This is a genomic window from Rhodococcus sp. BH5 (assembly GCF_027583855.1).
Classification (GTDB): Bacteria; Actinomycetota; Actinomycetes; order Mycobacteriales; family Mycobacteriaceae; genus Rhodococcus_F; species Rhodococcus_F qingshengii.
This window is the reverse complement of sequence record NZ_JAJHVW010000001.1, coordinates 1,205,180-1,222,686: the sequence shown is the minus strand read 5'-3', so window position 1 is coordinate 1,222,686 and position 17,507 is coordinate 1,205,180. Positions and strand designations below refer to the sequence as shown.

The 17,507-nt window shown below is 62.1% G+C and carries 14 protein-coding genes and 1 riboswitch; of the genes, 8 read left to right on the top strand and 6 right to left on the bottom strand.

Translation table 11 applies throughout. The annotated features are described in order from the left end of the window. Positions 1–9: 9 nt before the first annotated feature. From RhoBH5_RS05625 to RhoBH5_RS05610, 4 genes are all read right to left on the bottom strand, one after another. A complete protein-coding gene (locus RhoBH5_RS05625) occupies positions 10–2,004 on the bottom strand; it encodes an SDR family oxidoreductase (RefSeq protein WP_064689606.1) in 1,995 nt (664 codons plus the stop codon). 50 nt (positions 2,005–2,054) lie between these two features. Further along, positions 2,055–2,177, bottom strand: a complete 123-nt coding sequence (locus tag RhoBH5_RS05620; RefSeq protein ID WP_003940840.1) for a hypothetical protein — start codon at positions 2,175–2,177, stop codon at positions 2,055–2,057. 284 nt (positions 2,178–2,461) lie between these two features. Further along, positions 2,462–2,929: a hypothetical protein gene (locus RhoBH5_RS05615; RefSeq protein ID WP_244993286.1), complete on the bottom strand. Its 468-nt coding sequence runs from the start codon at positions 2,927–2,929 to the stop codon at positions 2,462–2,464. 67 nt (positions 2,930–2,996) lie between these two features. Further along, complete coding sequence (locus tag RhoBH5_RS05610; RefSeq protein ID WP_209920835.1) at positions 2,997–5,117, bottom strand: MMPL family transporter; 2,121 nt, start codon at positions 5,115–5,117, stop codon at positions 2,997–2,999. 71 nt (positions 5,118–5,188) lie between these two features. Next, a riboswitch (cobalamin riboswitch) is annotated at positions 5,189–5,334 on the top strand. Between the two features lie 116 nt (positions 5,335–5,450). Between RhoBH5_RS05610 and RhoBH5_RS05605 the strand changes: the two genes are divergently transcribed. The 4 genes from RhoBH5_RS05605 to RhoBH5_RS05590 are packed head-to-tail and all read left to right on the top strand — an operon-like array spanning position 5,451 to position 9,062. Continuing rightward, positions 5,451–6,446, top strand: coding sequence for an ABC transporter substrate-binding protein (locus RhoBH5_RS05605; protein WP_270008070.1), 996 nt, complete (start codon positions 5,451–5,453; stop codon positions 6,444–6,446). After that, on the top strand, positions 6,443–7,483 hold the full coding sequence (locus tag RhoBH5_RS05600) for a FecCD family ABC transporter permease (protein ID WP_042449686.1): 1,041 nt from the start codon (positions 6,443–6,445) through the stop codon (positions 7,481–7,483). Before RhoBH5_RS05605 ends, RhoBH5_RS05600 begins: the two co-directional genes overlap by 4 nt. Then, the gene (locus tag RhoBH5_RS05595) at positions 7,480–8,295 is read left to right on the top strand and encodes an ABC transporter ATP-binding protein (RefSeq protein ID WP_442972448.1); all 816 of its coding nucleotides are present in this window, start codon (positions 7,480–7,482) and stop codon (positions 8,293–8,295) included. The genes RhoBH5_RS05600 and RhoBH5_RS05595 overlap by 4 nt, the downstream gene beginning before the upstream one ends. After that, complete coding sequence (locus RhoBH5_RS05590) at positions 8,292–9,062, top strand: (2Fe-2S)-binding protein (RefSeq protein WP_003940787.1); 771 nt, start codon at positions 8,292–8,294, stop codon at positions 9,060–9,062. Before RhoBH5_RS05595 ends, RhoBH5_RS05590 begins: the two co-directional genes overlap by 4 nt. 31 nt (positions 9,063–9,093) lie before the next feature. On the opposite strand, the gene phoA is transcribed toward RhoBH5_RS05590, so the two are convergent. Beyond that, entirely contained in the window at positions 9,094–10,626 is a 1,533-nt protein-coding gene (phoA, locus tag RhoBH5_RS05585) for an alkaline phosphatase (protein ID WP_204855626.1), read from the bottom strand. A 268-nt stretch (positions 10,627–10,894) separates the two neighbouring features. Between phoA and RhoBH5_RS05580 the strand changes: the two genes are divergently transcribed. From RhoBH5_RS05580 to RhoBH5_RS05565, 4 genes are all read left to right on the top strand, one after another. After that, positions 10,895–14,182: an error-prone DNA polymerase gene (locus RhoBH5_RS05580; protein WP_270008018.1), complete on the top strand. Its 3,288-nt coding sequence runs from the start codon at positions 10,895–10,897 to the stop codon at positions 14,180–14,182. Between the two features lie 234 nt (positions 14,183–14,416). After that, complete coding sequence (locus RhoBH5_RS05575) at positions 14,417–14,764, top strand: hypothetical protein (protein WP_007727425.1); 348 nt, start codon at positions 14,417–14,419, stop codon at positions 14,762–14,764. A gap of 14 nt (positions 14,765–14,778) precedes the next feature. Further along, positions 14,779–15,549: a glucose 1-dehydrogenase gene (locus tag RhoBH5_RS05570; protein WP_003940866.1), complete on the top strand. Its 771-nt coding sequence runs from the start codon at positions 14,779–14,781 to the stop codon at positions 15,547–15,549. A gap of 56 nt (positions 15,550–15,605) precedes the next feature. Then, positions 15,606–16,613 (top strand): zinc-dependent alcohol dehydrogenase family protein, encoded by a 1,008-nt coding sequence (locus RhoBH5_RS05565; RefSeq protein ID WP_050654850.1) that lies wholly within the window; start codon positions 15,606–15,608, stop codon positions 16,611–16,613. Here the strand turns inward: RhoBH5_RS05565 and RhoBH5_RS05560 are convergent. Next, a complete protein-coding gene (locus RhoBH5_RS05560; protein WP_050654851.1) occupies positions 16,600–17,490 on the bottom strand; it encodes a dienelactone hydrolase family protein in 891 nt (296 codons plus the stop codon). The genes RhoBH5_RS05565 and RhoBH5_RS05560 overlap by 14 nt on opposite strands. Positions 17,491–17,507 lie beyond the last annotated feature (17 nt).

The following is a 17,507-nucleotide window of genomic DNA, read 5'->3' as shown; positions in this document are numbered from 1 at the left end:
CACCACCGGTCACCAGTGCGTACCGGGCACGAGTCGGGCGGCCCGACGGCCGAGTTTGCGGATGCGCGAGCGCGAGTGGTGCTGTCGCGCCGGTGTTGCCGGAGCGTCTGCCGGAGTTTCCTTGTCTACCTGACCCTTTGCCGCCGGAGAATCGGGGAAGGCCTGGTACATCTGGTTGAGAATTCGGTCCTTGGTGTGCGGTGCGAACAGGGTTCCCAGATCACCCAGGGTTCCCAGTGGTACGTCGATGCGTTTGGGGCGGTCGATCAGCGCGCGGATCACCATTGCCGCAGCCTTTTCCGGGCTGGTGATCGGGCCGTTGTTGTATTCGCCGGTCGGAGCGATCATCGGTGTTTCGACCAGCGGCATGTGGATGGTCGTGAAAGTGATTCCGTCCGCCAGGGTTTCAGAGGCGGCTACGTCCGAGAAACCGTCGAGGGCGGCCTTGCTCGCCACGTAGGCCGAGAATCTAGGCGTTGCCGCCTGGACTCCCGCGCTGCTGATGTTCACGATGTGGCCGAAGCGGCGAGAACGCATGGTCGGTAACAAGGCGAGCACCAATCGCACAGCGCCGAAGTAGTTCACGGCCATCGTTCGTTCGTAGTCGTGGAAACGATCAGTGGAGTGGTAAATGCCGCGCCGGATGGATCGGCCGGCGTTGTTTACCAACATGTCTACGTGATCGTGTTCTGTCAGAATGCTTTTGATCGTGTGCTGGACCGACTCGTCGTCGGTGATGTCGCAGGGGTAACCGAACGCCTTGCCTCCGGCTGATCGAATCTCCTGTACTGCGGCATCGAGTTCGTCGGTGCGGCGTGCGATCAGGAGAACGGTGGCGCCCTTCTGAGCGGCGGCAATGGCCGATGCCTTGCCGATTCCGGAAGAGCCTCCGGTGATCAGAACGATCCGACCGACGAGTGGTCCTTCGGGACTGTTACGTCGTGCGCGATTGGGATCGAGGTTTGCGCGCCAGTACTTCCACAACACAGTGGAGTACGACCCGAACTCGGGGACCGCCAGTCCTGATCCGGCCAGGGCGGCAACGGTTCTCGCGGAGGTGAAGGTCGGCGCCATCGTCATGTTGTCGAGTAATGCTGCAGGCATGCCGATGCGATCGAGGAAGACCTTCCGCGCCGATTCTGCCGAATCCATCGGCAATGGCGAGACAAAGGGTTTGGCGATCACGCCCGGCAGGCTGAGTGCGGGCCGGGGCGCTCCGGCGGCCTTGGCGAGTCCGGCATAGATTTCGCGTACCGGTTGAGGTTTCGGATTCACGAGATGGAATGCTTCGCCGTCGTGGCCGGGCGCGTGCATCAATTCGACGAGGGCGGCGGCTACGTAATCGACGGGCACCACATTGGTTGCGCCGAGGTTGGGGATCGGGACGGGGAGTGCTGCAGGTAGTTTCGCGAGTAGCGCCAGTCCTGGAAACAAGTAGTACGGACCGTCGATCTTGTCCATCTCCCCGGTGACGGAGTTGCCGACCACGGCAGACGGTCGATAAACACGCCAGGTGAGGCCTTCTCGTTCTCGAACGAGCTTCTCGGCCTCGAACTTGGTTCGGTGGTAGGGCGTCGGAAAGCCTTGGCCGCAATCGAAATCGGTCTCGCTGAACGTGCCCGGATAGTCGCCTGCGACTGCGACCGATGACACGTGATGAAGGGTGGCTCCCAGTTTCGCAGCAAGTTCGACCACGGAGCGTGTGCCCTCGACATTCGTCGAAGCCTGCTCGTCTCCGGCGGTGATGTCGTAGATCGCGCCGAGGTGAAGGACGTGGTCGGCAGGTGGGGGAGAATCGATGCCCAGCCCAGGCTCGGTCAGATCTCCAATGAGCGGATGCACGCGATCGCCGCCGGGAATTGCCGACACCTGTTCTTCGAGTTTGGCGACAGAACCGGCTCTGACCAGCACATGGATCTGAGCAGTTTGATCACGCTCGAGCAGGAGTGGCAGTGCAGCTCGTCCGAGGAATCCGGTACCGCCAGTGACGATGTAAGTGGCCATAGTCGGTAACTTACTCCAAAGTAAGATCAGCGGCTAGAGGGAAACGAACATCAGTGCGTCATGACACCGTCCTCGGCGTCGAAGTCGATGCCCGCGGAGATGATTCCGGAGAACAAGAACGCGACGGCAAGCGCAAGAGCGGGGATTGCAAGGATCCATTCGAAAATTGTCATGCTCCAAGTCTGACGAAATCAGCTTCGGAGAACATCGCCCTGCGGAGCGATTTAGACGATCGGGCAGTCATCCTCGAGGACGACTGCCCGATCAGGGAAATCCACTAGGTCTGTTGCTGAAGAGTTTCGGGCGCGTGGGGGTGCGCCCTCGTCCTTGCGTCGCATGACGTGATTTCGGATGAGATGTGGGCGGCCGTTGTTCCGAGGGTGTGAAGGCCACGTGCCGTCCGGAAGTAGACCGGCGCACCATCGTCGAGGCGATGGCGTGGACAGGCCGGCAAACCCTAGGCCGGTTCAGCGCCCGACAAGTCCTCGACCGCATACGGGGTCGTTCCTTCGAACAGAACACCGATCCCGAAAGGATCGGCCATCTCGAGCCTTGACTCAGCGAACCGCAGCAGCCAGGTTCCGTCAGCCCAGATCACCGCCTCAGGTTCGCCGAACAGTGACTCCGTGGCGTCCAATCCTACGAGTTCGGAGTGGCGAAGGCCGAACTGTGGCCCACGCAGCTGTTGACGCAGGTAATCGGCGGCGACTTCGGCAAACTCACCGAACCGGGCCATCACGGTCGCAGCGAGCTCACACACCGCAGACTCCGGCACGGTGGCCGGCTCGATAACCAGACTCACCGGCCTGGAGTCACCGACCCCCTGGACATCGATGATCGATGTCCAGCACGCCAACGAATCGTCCGAGTCGACACGCGAAAACACTGCTGAGCCGACCACAACACTCTCAGGTAAGTCATCCACGACCCCTAGTCAAACACGGCTCTCCGCAGGATCCCAGGCACTCTTCAGCGACATGATCCAGTCGCGATCAGTGGCCGATGCCGACCTTCGCGTGAACCTTTTTCATCCACACAGGAGCCCACCAGTTCGCTTCGCCCATCAACTTCACGAGCGAGGGCACGAGCAACATGCGGATGATGGTCGCGTCGACGATCAGCGCGACGATCATGCCGACGCCCAGGAACTTCATCACTGACAGCCCTGACATTGCGAAGGCCCCCGTCACCACTATCAGGAGTAAGGCGGCAGCCGTCACGATGCGGCCGGTGCGCTCGGTTCCGAACTTGACCGCTTCCTCTGTCGTCGCTCCCGCGTTCTTGGCCTCGACCATCCGTGACATCAGGAAAACCTCGTAGTCCGTGGACAATCCGAAGACCACCGCCAGGATGAGCACGACAAACGTAGCCTCCAGCGGAGTTTGACTGACCCCGAGGAGTTCGACGCCGTGTCCGTCCTGGAAGACGAAGGTGAGGACACCGAAGGTGGTCGCGAGGCTCAGGGCTGCCATCAGCACCGCCTTGATCGGCAGCACCACCGAACCGAACGCGAGGAACAACAGGATCAGGGTGGATCCGACCATGATGAGGATCATCACCGGTAGCCAGTGCAGGACGGCGTTGTTGCCGTCGTCGACCATGGCTTGACCGCCGCCGACAAGCAGCACCGTTCCGTCGGGAGCGGAGATTGCACGCAGATCTGTCACTGCGGCGCTCTGTGATTGGGGTGTAGAGCCCTCGCTGTAGAGAGCCTGAACCGCGACGAGTTGATTGGTGCTCGCGACGACGGTCGCCTGACCGATGCCCTCGACTCGACCGGCGGACTCGGCGATCGCTGCACCTTCGGCCGGGGTGAGAGTGTTCCCGTCCTCGGCCTGAAGGATCATCGTTGCGCCGTTTCCGGTTTGCGGGAAGTCGTTGACCAACGTGTCCATTGCGACGCGAGCGGGGTCGTTGTCCGGTAGTGCGGTGTACGAGAGTTCTCCCAGCCGGGCGCCGAGCAGCGGCGAGGCCATCACGAGCAGCACAGCCACGATCGTCACCGAGACTGCGACCGGACGCTTCATCACCCACGTGACGACGCGGCCCCAGAACTTGCGCGAGCGTTCCTCGCCGCGTTGCGCCGCATCCTTGCGCCACGTCAGGGCGTTGATGCGATGCCCCAGAATGGCAAGCAGCGCAGGCACAGCGGTCAGCGACAGGACGGCCGCGCTCAATACCGCAGCGATCGCGCCGAAGCCCAGAGACCGGATGACGGCCTGGGGGAATACGAGCATGCCGCTGAACGCACAGATCAGCAGTAGACCCGAGAACATGACGGTGCGACCCGCCGTCAGAACTGTCCGCTGAGCAGCCGCTCCCGGGTTCGAGCCCGAATTCAGTTCTTCACGGAACCGACCGACCACGAACAGTCCGTAGTCGATGGCCAGTCCCAACCCGAGAAGAGAAGCGACGTTGATCGAGAACGAGGACACATCGGTGATCAGCGTGAGGATTCGCAGAACCGCCAAAGCACTCAGGACACTGAGTACACCCACGAACACGGGCACGGCAGCAGCGACGATGCCGCCGAAGATGAAGACCAACAGCACCAGAGTGATCGGAATGGCGATGGCTTCGGCGACCACCAGGTCCTTCTCGAGCTTGGTGTTGAATGCGACGCCGACGACGGTGTTACCCGCGAATTGTGCCTCGGCACCTTCGACTTCGAGCTTCGGCAGGAGATCGGCGAAAGTGGCGGGCGTGACGCCCGAGTCCGGTGCCAACGTGATCGCAACGGCCGCCATGGATCCGTCGTTCGAGAGCAGGCTGGCCTTCGCTGCGGCGTCTGTTCCCCAATACGATTTCACCGAAGCGGTCGGCACTTCGGTTTTGAACTGGTCGACGGCGGCTGTCACTGCCGGCCCGATGTCGTCCAGAGTCTTGCCGTCCGTGGGCGAGTAGATCGCGATGATGTCCGGGGTCTGCGGTCCGAGATTGTCTTCGATGATGTCGGCGACCTTCGCGGAGTCGCTGCCCGGATCGATGAAGCCGCCCTGGCTGAGCTTGCCGAACACTCCGAGTCCCCACACCCCACTGATGAGAACTATCAGAACCGCGAGGCTCAGTACCCACCATTTCCGGGCGACGACGGTTTGGGCCCAGCGTGTCATGTATCAACTCCGGTGTGTGGGGGCGTCTGGCCAGATCGACTGTAGTGGGCGTTTGGTCTTGAATCGGAAACGTCATGCATACTGCTCGAAGCACTTGCAAGCCACGCGTGTGGGGGAAGCCGGTCCGAATCCGGCGCTGACCCGCAACGGTAGGTCGATTCTCGGTAGTCACCGAGTGTCGGCAAGCCCGATTACCCGCCGCGCGGTGTGCGACATCCATTCGTCGTGGTCTACGAAAAGGAAGTCCAGCAGGAGCTCTGGCCGAGGATCAGCGTGCGGGCGGAGTTGTCTGTCGGATTCTCATTCGTGGCTCAGAGCCCTTACGAGGTCCCCGTGTCACTTCAGTTCTCCCCGTCCCGCGCCGCCGCTGTTCTCATCGCGGTCGCCTTGGTTTCGGCAGGTTGTTCCAAAGGTCAGGAATCAGAGTCGGCGTCTGCTGCGGAATCCTTCGCACAGCCGGTGTCCGTGACCAACTGCGATCGCGAGATGACCTTCGATTCGCCGCCGCAGCGCATCGTGTCTTTGAACGGACACGTCACCGAAGCCCTCATCGAGATCGGCGCGGGTGATCGGATTGTCGGGCGGGCGTACAGCGACAACCCGCCAACTGCCGAGACCGCCGATGTATTCAACAAGATTCCCAGCCTTTCCGATACGTTCCCCAGCATGGAGCAGGTTCTCGACGTCGATCCGGACTTCGTGGTCGGAGGAATGACCAGTGCCTTCAACGAGAAGCAAGGCCGTCCCCGAGACGCTTTCGGCGAGCGCGGAATCAACACCTTCCTCTTCTCGGAATACTGTGGCACCGGTTTCCCCGACATCGGATTGCTCGAGAACGACTACACGCAACTCGGTCGAGTCCTGGGCGTCGAAGATTCCGCCCGCGAGGTCGCAGAGGAGATCAGCGATGGTCTCGATTCCGTCCGCGCTTCGGTCGGAGACGCGGCGCCGGTACCGACCTTCTTCTACGACAGCGGTGACCAGGTTCCGACGACCATCGGCGGAGTCGGCGTCGGTCAATTGGTCGCGGAATACTCCGGCGTCTCGAACATCTTCGCCGAAGGGACAAAGCCCTACATCGACGCATCGTGGGAAGCTGTTGCCGAGCGTGCACCCCAGGCGATCGTGGTCATCGACTACGGCGACAAGACCGCCGAGCAGAAGATCGACTTCCTCCGTGCCCAGCCGTTGATGGCGACCACCCCTGCTGTGCAGCAGAACCGGTTCGTCGTGGTTCCTCTCGCTGACCTGTTCGAGAGTTCACGGTTGGTGCGTTCGGCACAGACCATCGCAACAGCCTTCCATCCAGGCGCTGACGCGGCGAAGTGACCCGCACGCGTTACGGGTACGGCGCCCTGCTTGTCGGCTTGGCGGTCGCCTTGGCGATCGTCCTGGGGTTGGCCGTCTCCTTGGGATCGGTTCGCATTCCCGTCGGTGACGTCTGGGCGATAGTCGGAGCCCGTTTGGCGCCAGGGACTTTCGAGACGTGGTGGACCGCGGCGCGGGAGTCGATCGTGATCGACTCCCGCCTGCCACGTGCACTCACTGCCGCGGTAGTGGGTGCTTCGTTGGCCATGGCAGGTGCAGTTGCTCAAGCTGTCACCCGTAATCCGCTTGCCGATCCGTATCTGCTCGGAGTCTCGTCGGGCGCGGGATTCATGGTGGTGCTCGTGTCGGTGCTGGGTTTCGGCGCCGGCCTCCTCGGGGTTTTCACGATTCCGGTCGCAGCATTCGCCGGGGCGATGATCCCGTTGTTTCTCGCACTGCTGATCGGCGGCCGGTATCCGCAGCCGACCGCGATCATTTTGGTGGGTGTCGCGCTCGCCCAGATATTCTCGGCGCTCATCACCTTTTGCATCCTGGTATTGGCCGATGATCGGCACGTGACGTCGGTGATGCACTGGATTGCCGGCGGATTCGGTGATGCACGATGGTCGACGCTGATCTTCCCGACGATCACACTGGCCGTCGTCGGCACAGCCCTTCTGTTCAGTTCGCGATGGATGGACGTTTTGCAGACCGGTGACGACGGGGCCGCTGCACTCGGTATGAACGTCCGACGGTTCCGTGTCTTGTCCTTGCTCGCGGTCTCCGTACTGGCGGGCGCAGCAGTCAGCGTTGCCGGTGGAATCGGTTTCATCGGTCTGCTGATCCCGCATCTGGCCGGCTTCATCGTCGGCACCAGAGCAATTCGACTGCTCCCTGTTGCAGCCCTGCTGGGCGCCGTCGCGATGGTTGCCGCGGATACCGCTGCGCGCTCGGTGGCACAATCCACTGAAGTTCCGGTCGGAGTGATCACGGCCCTCGTGGGTGCACCGATCTTCGTCTGGATGCTCTACCGGCAGTATCGGAGGCTCGAACAGTGACACAGGCCAGAACAGTGACACTCCCGAAAGACTCCGAAACTGCGCCCCTGCTCGAACTCGTCGAGACCCGGGCGCGGCTCGGAAATCGCGAAGTGTTGCGCGGCATCACTTTCGCAGTCAAGTCCGGTGAAATATTGGGCTTGGTCGGGCCGAACGGCAGTGGCAAGACGACGGCGCTGCGCTGCTGCTACAACGCTTTGACGCCGACAGGTGGCGCAGTTCTGATCGATCAAGTCGACTCGACGACGCTCTCGCGTAAGGACATCGCCCGAACTGTCTCGGCAAGTGTTCAAGAACCCACTGTCTCGGCAGGACTTTCGGTTCGTGAATCGATCGCGCTCGGACGAACTCCGCACCGCAGCTGGTTGGACCTAAGCACGGAGCGCGATACCACCATCGTGGACCGGTGCATCGAGCAGGTCGGTTTGGTCGAGCTTGCCGGACGAGACGTATCGACCCTGTCGGGTGGTGAGCGGCAACGTGTCTCGATAGCTCGCGCATTGGCTCAGGAGCCCAAGGTTCTGTTGTTGGACGAGCCGACCAATCATCTCGATCTTCGTCACCAGTTGATCGTGATGGAACTGCTTACCGAACTTGCGTCGGCGGGGCTCGCAGTTGTGGTCACGATGCACGATCTACGGTTGGCAGTCGAGTACTGCGACAACCTTGCCGTGCTCACCGAAGGTGAACTCCGCGCGTGTGGGTCTACGGTCGAGGTGTTGGACGAGCCGTTGTTGGCCGAGGTTTTCGGCATCAGGGCGCGAGTCGAACGCGGAGTACGTCCGCGGATGGAGATATTGGGGCTGGCATGACGGAATCGGTGGCCGGGATCTACGCCCGTATGGCAGTAGCTGTGCCGTTCTTCGACAACCTGAGCGCGTATCCGGATACGGTGCCCGCGGTGTTGATGACCGACCCCCAGTGGTTGGCAGCACGTGTCGCCGATACGGCAGAGCGATGGGGGAGTGCGGACAGTCGAGTGAACGGCACGTTGTGGTGGTACTCGGCCAGCTCGACGCTGACCGGCATTCCGATCGGAACCGGGATGGTCACCGGGTTCGCGGCCGATCCATCGTTGGACGGTGGGCGGATCTTCTTGCGTGACAACGGCTATCTGGGCGGTTTTGCTGCCGGATCGGTCATTCCGATCTCGCGGAGTGTGGCGGAGTTGGGCCACGCGATGTTCCGCTCGCTCAATCCCGTGATCGAGGTACTCGCCGAGGTCTCCGGCGTTCGGCAGCAGGCGCTGTGGGCGATCACGACGGACTCCATCGCCAATCGCAGCCTCGATGCCGCCGGTAATGCGCGGGAGCGCGGAAGTGCATTTGCGGCCGGTCTGATCGAAGTTCTCCGCGGTGAGAACCCGGGCATTCCGGTCCCGCGTTTCGTGGACGTGGATCGCAGAGAATCTGCTGTGCGCGTAAGTAATCCATTGACGCCGGTGGCATTCGGGCGACGCAGATTCACGCAGCGGGCGTCGTGCTGCCTGATCTACGAGGTACCCGGTGAAGGCAAATGCACCAGTTGCCCGAAGCGCGCACCCGAAGATCGGGTGCGCGCCTTGGCCGCTCTGGTGTGACTGTGGGTGGGCGGATTCAGGTGTTATCGGATCAGTGAGCTGCGACCTTGGAACGGTCGAGTCCCAGCGCGTCGGTCATCGTGAAGAACAGGTCGGTCTGGTCCGTGAGACCGCTGACGTTGGCCGCATGCGGGCCGAAAGCTGCTACGCGCAACTGAGTTCCGGTGTGTCCTTCGGACTCGACGGCCGGATCCTCGGACGTTCCGTAGCTGATCGTCATCTCCGAGCCGTCCTTGGTGGTCAGCTTGCGGGTCAGGCCGGGGTAGACGATTTCCTGGGCGCGCTCGACCGGGATGTTCTGGTCCTTGGCGATGGTGGCGATGTCGTCGGCGCTGACATTGGTGACGATCTGGCTGGTGTGAGCGTGGTCGGCTGTGACGATGACCAGGGTTTCTCCGTCGGTCTTCGCAAATTCGAGTGCCTTCTGCACAGCTTCGTCGAGGTCGACGGTTTCACCGATCTGACCGCATGCGTTGGCTGCGTGATCCTGCTTGTCGATCGAGGCACCTTCGACCTGGAGGAAGAATCCGCTGTCGTTGACCTTCAGTAGGTCGATGGCCTTCTGAGTCATGTCCGCGAGCTTCGGTACGTCGGAGGTTCGCTTGGGGTTGTCGACGCAGGTTTCGGCGGGCTGCAGGTAACCGTCGCGGGTGGCGACGGATCCTTCCCAGCGGACGGGCATGTTGCCGTCGGCGAACAAGCCGAGCACGGGTGCATCCTGATCGGCCTTGCCGACCTCGTTCATCTCGGCGGCGTTCTTCACCAGCTGGTAGCCACGGGCGGCGGCCTGCTCATTGAGTGTCTTGCCCTGCCAGTCACCGGCTTTCGCAGTCTCGGCGAAGGACTTGGCGCCGCCGGCAAAGGTGACGTCGGCGCGGGTGTCGAGGAGTTGTTCGCTGATCGATCCCTTGCCGCCGTTCTCGAGGGCGTTCTCCGGGCAGGACTTGGACGTCGCCTCCGGTCCGTAGCACTTGCGGCCACTGACGTGCGCGACCTGCACTGCGGGGGTGGCGTCCTGCACCTCGGCGGTGGAGACGTTGCCGGTGGCCTTGCCGTTCGCCTTGGCGATCTCGAGGACGGTCGACTGGGCCTGCCCCTTGATGTCGACGGAAATCGCGCCGTTGTAGGTCTTGGTGCCGGTGGACCATGCCGATCCGCTGGCTGCGGAGTCGGTGACGTAGTCGGGCTTGCCGTCCTTGGTCAGTGCGTAGTGCGTGTACTGGCCGGTGATCGGCAGGGCGTCGAGGCCTGGGAAGCTGCCCGCAGCGCCTTCGGCGTAGTTGCGTGCGGCGGTGATCTCCGAGTCGCCCATGCCGTCCCCGATCAGGAGGATGACGTTCTTCGCGCCGGAGGCATTGACGGCGTCGCGCACTGCGGCCGACTGATCACCGTCGATGCGACGAGCGCCACCGTTCGAGGACAGTTCGCCGGTCGCGGCGCGATCGACGGTCGCGCCGTTCGAGCCGGTGGCCTCGTCGGCGCTGCTGCTGCAGCCGGCAGCGGCCAGAACGGCGACGGCGCCGGCGACGGCCGTCAACCTACGTGTGTTGCGCGAGAACGACATACGAGTAGTACTCCTGGAAACAGTATGGATGGAGATTATGAACGCCGCTAATGATCTGGGGCGAAAGTGAACGGAGTGCAGACATGCGTACATCTGAATGTGACGAGACGGTGAGGGTTGAGATTCGCTCTGTTGACTGTGGGTGAGTGACCTGTCAGACTGAATCTGCATCGAACATCAGTTCGATGCATGTGGTGCGTCTTCCCTTTCGGCATCCTCGAGCAGTCGGTCGTCCCTGACGGCCGACTCGATCAGGTGCGAGGTCAGTGTGGGTTGGGGAAATGGGCCGCCGACGTGGTCCGAGATGGAACGGGTGCTTTCCGGACGACCCGGCCGTGTGGAACATGAGGATTTGTTTCCGGGCGATGGAAGCGACAGCCCCGCCTGGTCAAGAAAGCGCGGCGAGTACCACGCGGGCGAGCTCACCCGTGGTGCCGGTGTAGTTCCTTACGCAGAACTGCACGCTCACTCGGCCTTCAGTTTCCTCGACGGTGCATCACCGCCGGAAGAGCTGGTCGAGGAAGCAGTGCGTCTCGGGCTCGAAGCTATCGCCGTCACCGATCACGACGGCTTCTACGGCGTGGTGAGGTTTGCGGAAGCCGCACGTGAATGGGGAATGCGCACCGTGTTCGGGGCCGAGTTGTCTCTGGATTCGGTACCCAGAACCGGCACGGCAGATCCCGGTGGAACACACCTCCTGGTGCTTGCCCGTGGGCAGGAAGGGTATCGCCGGCTTTCGCGGGAGATCGCTGCCGCGCATCTGGCGGGCGGCGAGAAGGGCAAACTGCAGTACGACTACGACGTGCTGACCGAAGCGGCCGGTGGGCACTGGCAGATCCTGACCGGGTGCCGGAAAGGTCATGTGCGGCAAGCCTTGACGTCGGGTGGTCGCGAAGCAGCGGCGGATGCCTTGGGGGATCTGGTCGAGCGTTTCGGGGCGGAGCGAGTGTCGGTGGAACTCACTCATCATGGGTTGGCGGAGGACGACGAGCGCAATGCCGTTCTGGCCGAATTGGCGAGAGAGCATGGACTACGTACGGTGGCGACCACCGCCGCGCACTTCGCCGCTCCTCCGCGTCGACGCCTCGCCATGGCAATGGCGGCTGTGCGGTCGCGTCAAAGCTTGGACGAGGCAGCAGGATGGTTGGCCCCTACCGGCGGAGCGCACCTGCGGTCCGGCGCGGAGATGGCGGCACTGTTCTCGCTCTATCCCGAGGCTGTCAGTGGTGCCGCCGATCTTGGTCGTGAGTGCGCTTTCGATCTCAAGCTCATCGCGCCCAAATTGCCACCGTTCGACGTGCCAGCCGGGCATACCGAGGCGTCGTGGTTGCGTGAGCTCACCATGGTGGGGGCGCTGGAACGCTACGGACCGCCGGAAGGTGCACCGAAGGCATACAAACAGCTCGAACATGAACTTGCCATCATCGAGGGATTGAACTTTCCCGGATATTTCCTGGTGGTGCATGACATCGTGTCGTTCTGCAAGAACAACGACATCCTCTGTCAGGGAAGAGGTTCCGCTGCGAACTCGGCGGTGTGTTACGCGATCGGCATCACCAATGTCGATCCGGTTCGCAACAAACTGCTGTTCGAGAGGTTTCTTGCGCCTGAACGTGACGGCCCGCCGGACATCGACGTGGACATCGAGTCCGACCGCCGGGAAGAGGCGATCCAGCACGTGTACGCGAAGTACGGGCGTACGTATGCCGCGCAGGTAGCCAATGTCATCACCTATCGAGGAAAGTCGTCGGTGCGGGACATGGCTCGGGCGCTGGGCTTTTCGCAGGGCCAGCAAGATGCGTGGAGTAAGCAGGTCGGCCGGTGGGGCGGTATCGACAAGAATGCGGATACCGATATTCCGCGTCCGGTACTCGAACTGGCGGCGCAGATCGAAGGCTATCCGCGGCACCTCGGTATCCACTCGGGCGGCATGGTCATCTGCGATCGTCCCATCTCCGACGTCTGTCCGGTGGAGTGGGCGCGAATGGCCAATCGTAGTGTCCTGCAGTGGGACAAGGACGACTGTGCTGCCGCTGGGCTGGTCAAATTCGACCTGCTCGGCCTCGGCATGCTTTCTGCTTTGCACTACATGATGGATCTGGTGGCCGAACACAAAGGCATCACAGTCGATCTGGCGCAACTCGATCTGTCGGAAACGGCGGTGTACGAGATGCTGCAGCGGGCAGATTCGGTGGGGGTGTTCCAAGTGGAATCACGTGCGCAGATGGCGACACTGCCGCGTCTGAAGCCTCGAAACTTCTACGACCTGGTAGTCGAGGTCGCGCTCATCCGTCCGGGGCCGATTCAAGGCGGATCAGTGCATCCGTACATTCGTCGGCGCAACAAACTCGAACCTGTGTCCTACGACCATCCGTCGCTCGAGAAGGCACTCGAACGCACGTTGGGGGTTCCGCTGTTCCAGGAACAGTTGATGCAGATGGCCGTCGACGTTGCGGGCTTCACGCCGTCCGAGGCCGATCAATTGCGTCGGGCAATGGGATCGAAACGCTCCACCGAGAAGATGGAACAACTGCGCGCGAGGTTCTATCAGGGCATGCGAGACCTACACGGCATCGGTGACGAGGTTGCCGACCGGATCTACGAAAAGCTGTATGCATTCGCTAATTTCGGTTTCCCGGAAAGCCATTCACAGAGTTTTGCCGCGCTGGTCTTCTACTCCTCGTGGTTCAAACTTCATCATCCCGCTGCGTTCTGCGCCGGACTTCTGCGCGCGCAGCCCATGGGTTTCTACTCGCCGCAGTCCTTGGTTGCCGATGCGCGCCGGCACGGAGTGCAGGTACACGGTGCAGACATCAATGTCAGCCTCGCGCATGCCACCGTCGAGGCAGGTGGATTCGAGGTTCGGCTGGGGCTGGGGGAAGTGCGCAACATCGGCGATGCACTCGCCGAGAAAATTGTCGAACAGCGCGACCTCGGTGGACCGTTCACGTCGTTTCTCGATCTGACCGGGCGGGTGGAACTGACTACCGCACAAGCTGAATCGCTGGCGACCGCCGGTGCGCTAGCCAGCTTCGGTATCTCGCGTAGAGAAGCGCTGTGGGCAGCGGGCGCTGCGGCGGGGGAGCGCCCCGACCGCTTGCCCGGTATCGGTGCGTCGGTCACAGCTCCCACCCTGCCCGGCATGAGCGACGTCGAATTGGCGGCAGCGGATGTCTGGGCGACAGGAGTATCTCCCGACACCTACCCGACACAATTCCTCCGCCCACAGCTCGACGCGCTCGGCGTGGTGCCGGCGTCGAGACTTCTCGACATCCCGGACGGTGACCGTGTGCTGGTGGGGGGAGCAGTCACACACCGGCAGCGTCCGGCCACAGCTGCGGGCGTCACGTTCATCAACCTCGAGGACGAAACCGGCATGGTCAACGTCGTGTGTTCGGTGGGGTTGTGGGCAAAGTACCGAAAATTGGCAAATACGGCGCCGGCGTTGCTTATTCGAGGGAAGGTGCAGAATGCAGAAGGCGCTGTCACCGTCGTGGCAGACCGGATGCAGCTGATGGATCTGCGAGTCACGGCCAAATCGCGAGACTTCCGTTAACGCCTGATTCTGGCCACCGTGTTAGTGCCGAGAGACAGTTTTGTGCCGAGAGGACAAATGTGGAGCTCAACTCTGACCTCCGAGCATATGGTGCGGGTCACATTTGCTCCCTAGGGTTGTCGCTTGAACGCGATCGATTCACCACACGCAGCCGCGGTCAGTTGCCTTGCGCGTGAATATCGTCGCCTTCCAAACGCGCTGAACCAAAAGCACTTCGAGTCGAAGAGGAACTTCATGAGCACAGCGATTCTCGTCGCACACGTACACCCCGCCGATCCGTCTTCGGAGGATGCGTTCAACCGCTGGTACGACGACGTGCATATTCCGCAGGTCGTCGAACGAGTGCCCGGAGTTGTCTCCGCCTCCAGATTCTTCCTGGCGGATGTGCAGTTGCTGCCCGAGGATGCATTGCCCGCGCGCCGCTACCTGAGCATCTATCAACTCGACACGGAAGATCTCGCGGGCACCGCGCAGGCGTTGGGAAGTGCTTTGGGCGACGGAACTCTCGACATGTCCGAGGCCATCGCGACCACCGGCGACACCGGACCCGAATTGCTTTTCTACGTCCCGACCGAGAATTGAAGGGGAACGCTGACATGTCCGATCTTCTCGCGAACAAAGTTGCAATTGTCACCGGCGCAGGTGCCGGAATCGGCGCCGCCATTGCCCGGGCGTTCGGGGCGGAGGGCGCGAGGGTCGTGGTCTCCGACATCAACGGTGGCGCAGCACAGGCAGTGGCGGACTCGATCGACGGAGCTATCGCTGTCACAACTGATGTCACCGACGAACAGCAGGTCAAGGATCTCGTCGCCAGAGCGGTCGAAGAGTTCGGCGGACTGAACGTCGTAGTACCCAACGCCGGTATCGCCACCACGACCCCGCTGATCGAGACCTCGTTCGAGGACTGGCGGAAAGTGATGTCGGTCAACCTCGATGGAGTGTTCTTGACAGTGCGTCATTCGCTGCCCGCTCTCGTCGCATCCGGTGGCGGTTCGATCGTGAACATCTCGTCGATCTCGTCGACCACCGGCTCGCCTTTGATCGGCAGCTATGCCGCAGCCAAAGCAGCAGTTCGCAATCTCACCGAAACCCTGTCAGCCGAACTTCGCTTCCACGGAATCCGCGCGAATGCATTGCTGCCCGGATTCATCGATACCGACCTGGTCAAGAGTCACCAGCAGGATTTCGAGAATGCCCTCGGCCTCGAGTCCGGGGGATTCGACGACTTGATGGTCACGAAGCAGACGCGCTATGGCCGGACCGAGGAAGTTGCCGCCGCCGCAGTGTTCTTTGCGAGCGACCAGTCGTCGTGGTGCAACGGCAGCAGCCTGGTTCTCGACGGAGGGTTCACCGCTTCTCTCCTCTGAGCAGTAGAACCCTTTCCGAACGTCACCCGATCACCATTCGTGCGAGGATCCACACCATGACCAACCGCGCCGTGTACGTACTCCCGCCTGGAGGATTGAACAACCTCGAATCGAGGACGATCGAGACCCCGGGCCCGGGTGCGGGTGAGGTGACGATCGCGATCCACGCGAATTCGCTCAACCACCATGACTACCTCGTGGCGACCGGAGAGATAGCAACCGACGGTCCGCGGATCCTGTTGTCCGATGCTGCCGGGGAGGTCGTTGCGGTCGGAGACGGCGTAACACAGTTCAGCGTCGGAGATCGCGTGATGAGCACCTATTTGCCGCATTGGCGGAGCGGCACACCGGATTTCGACGGATTCGGAAATTCGCCGGGTGACGGTGTCGACGGGTTCGCCCGCGACACCGTCACCGTGCCGGTATCTGCTGTGACAGTGATGCCGCGAAACTACACCTACGAGGAAGCCGCTACCTTGCCCACCGCGGGATTGTCAGCGTGGCGCGCACTATTTGCCGGAGTCCCGATCATCCCAGGGTCGTCGGTGTTGATCCCTGGGACCAGCACGGTAGCGTTGTTTGCCGTCCAGCTGGCCAAAGCTGTTGGAGCTCAGGTGATCGCAACCTCGTCGGCCCCCGACAAGATGGCTCGATTGACCGAACTCGGTGCCGATCACGTGGTCAACTACCGCGAGCGCCCGGACTGGGGATCGGAGGCGATGCGGCTCAGCGGCGGAATCGATCTCGTCCTCGACGTCGGCGGGCCTTCCACGCTCGGTCAATCTCTCGCTGCAGTCCGACCCGGCGGGCGGATCTGTGCGCTGGGAATCATGAACGGCCCGTCGTCGTCGATCGACCTGACTTCGCTACTGATTAAACAGGTCACCATCGAAGGTGTTCTGGTGGGCAGTCGTGCACATCAGGAGGAGATGGTCGCCGGGCTGGAGAGCCTGGCGTTTCGTCCCGTCATAGATTCTTCCTACAGCCTCGACCACCTCGCTGATGCTTTCGAGCAGCAGAAATCCGGGCAGGCCTACGGCAAGATCGTCATCACAAACCCTTGATCGCTTGCCGGTCCCAACTGGGATCGGTGAGGATTTCCGCCGAGTCGCCGACAAATGCACGTGCGGCAGTCTGGTCGCCGCTGAGGGTGAATCTCAGCCATGCGGTGAGGTAGCCCCGGAATCCTTCGCCGTCTGCGGCCCAATTGTGGCCGACACCAAGCAGTCTGCCGCGGACCGCCGGTCCGGCGGTTTTGTCGAAGTACTCGGCTTGCGGATCGGCGGTGGAGACCGGGTCGTCGGCGCCGGTCATGAAGAACGTCGGTCCGGTCAACTGGGCCACGTCGATCACGTCGACAGGTCGCGAGGCCCACCACGGGTCAGGCAAATCGAGTACCGCCGTGGCGGTGATCAGATTCGCGGACTGGGTTGCCGCGTTGATCGCGCCACCGGCGCCCTGGGAGTGTCCGACCGAGGCAATGTTGTCGGTGTCGATCCGCTGGTGAAAAATGCTCTCAGCGTTGGTGTTCTGATCGACGACGTACTGGGCAGCCCCCAAGATCTCCGTCCCGTCGCCGGTGACGCTGCTGTCGGCCACCACAACGACAAAACCCCAAGAAGCGAGATGCTGCAGGAGCGCTTCGTACTCTTCGTAAGTCGCATAGCTGCCGTTGCCGAAGGTGACGACGGGATGCCGATTGCCATCAGACGACAAGTCGGCTGGGTAGAACAGTTGGTACCCGGGAACTGAATCGGCAGCCACTTCGTGCGCGCCCTGGGCTGCATACAGATCGCTGATCGATTCCGACGCGATGGATTCGGTGGTCGCGACTTCGGGAGTTGTCGGAACCCCCGCGGTGGCATGAGTGACGGCACCGGAGAGTGCCAGCACACACGATGCAGTCACGACGGCGAACGAGTACTTGGTTCGAGAAGGCATGGGCACAAGTATGTCTT

Bases quoted from the DNA above. Each gene is read 5' to 3' on its own strand.
- RhoBH5_RS05570 (WP_003940866.1), top strand. From the start codon at position 14,779: ATGTCCGATCTTCTCGCGAACAAAGTTGCAATTGTCACCGGCGCAGGT.
- RhoBH5_RS05560 (WP_050654851.1), bottom strand. From the start codon at position 17,490: ATGCCTTCTCGAACCAAGTACTCGTTCGCCGTCGTGACTGCATCGTGT.
- RhoBH5_RS05575 (WP_007727425.1), top strand. From the start codon at position 14,417: ATGAGCACAGCGATTCTCGTCGCACACGTACACCCCGCCGATCCGTCT.
- RhoBH5_RS05565 (WP_050654850.1), top strand. From the start codon at position 15,606: ATGACCAACCGCGCCGTGTACGTACTCCCGCCTGGAGGATTGAACAAC.
- RhoBH5_RS05620 (WP_003940840.1), bottom strand. From the start codon at position 2,177: ATGACAATTTTCGAATGGATCCTTGCAATCCCCGCTCTTGCGCTTGCC.
- RhoBH5_RS05590 (WP_003940787.1), top strand. From the start codon at position 8,292: ATGACGGAATCGGTGGCCGGGATCTACGCCCGTATGGCAGTAGCTGTG.
- phoA (WP_204855626.1), bottom strand. From the start codon at position 10,626: ATGTCGTTCTCGCGCAACACACGTAGGTTGACGGCCGTCGCCGGCGCC.
- RhoBH5_RS05610 (WP_209920835.1), bottom strand. From the start codon at position 5,117: ATGACACGCTGGGCCCAAACCGTCGTCGCCCGGAAATGGTGGGTACTG.
- RhoBH5_RS05625 (WP_064689606.1), bottom strand. From the start codon at position 2,004: ATGGCCACTTACATCGTCACTGGCGGTACCGGATTCCTCGGACGAGCT.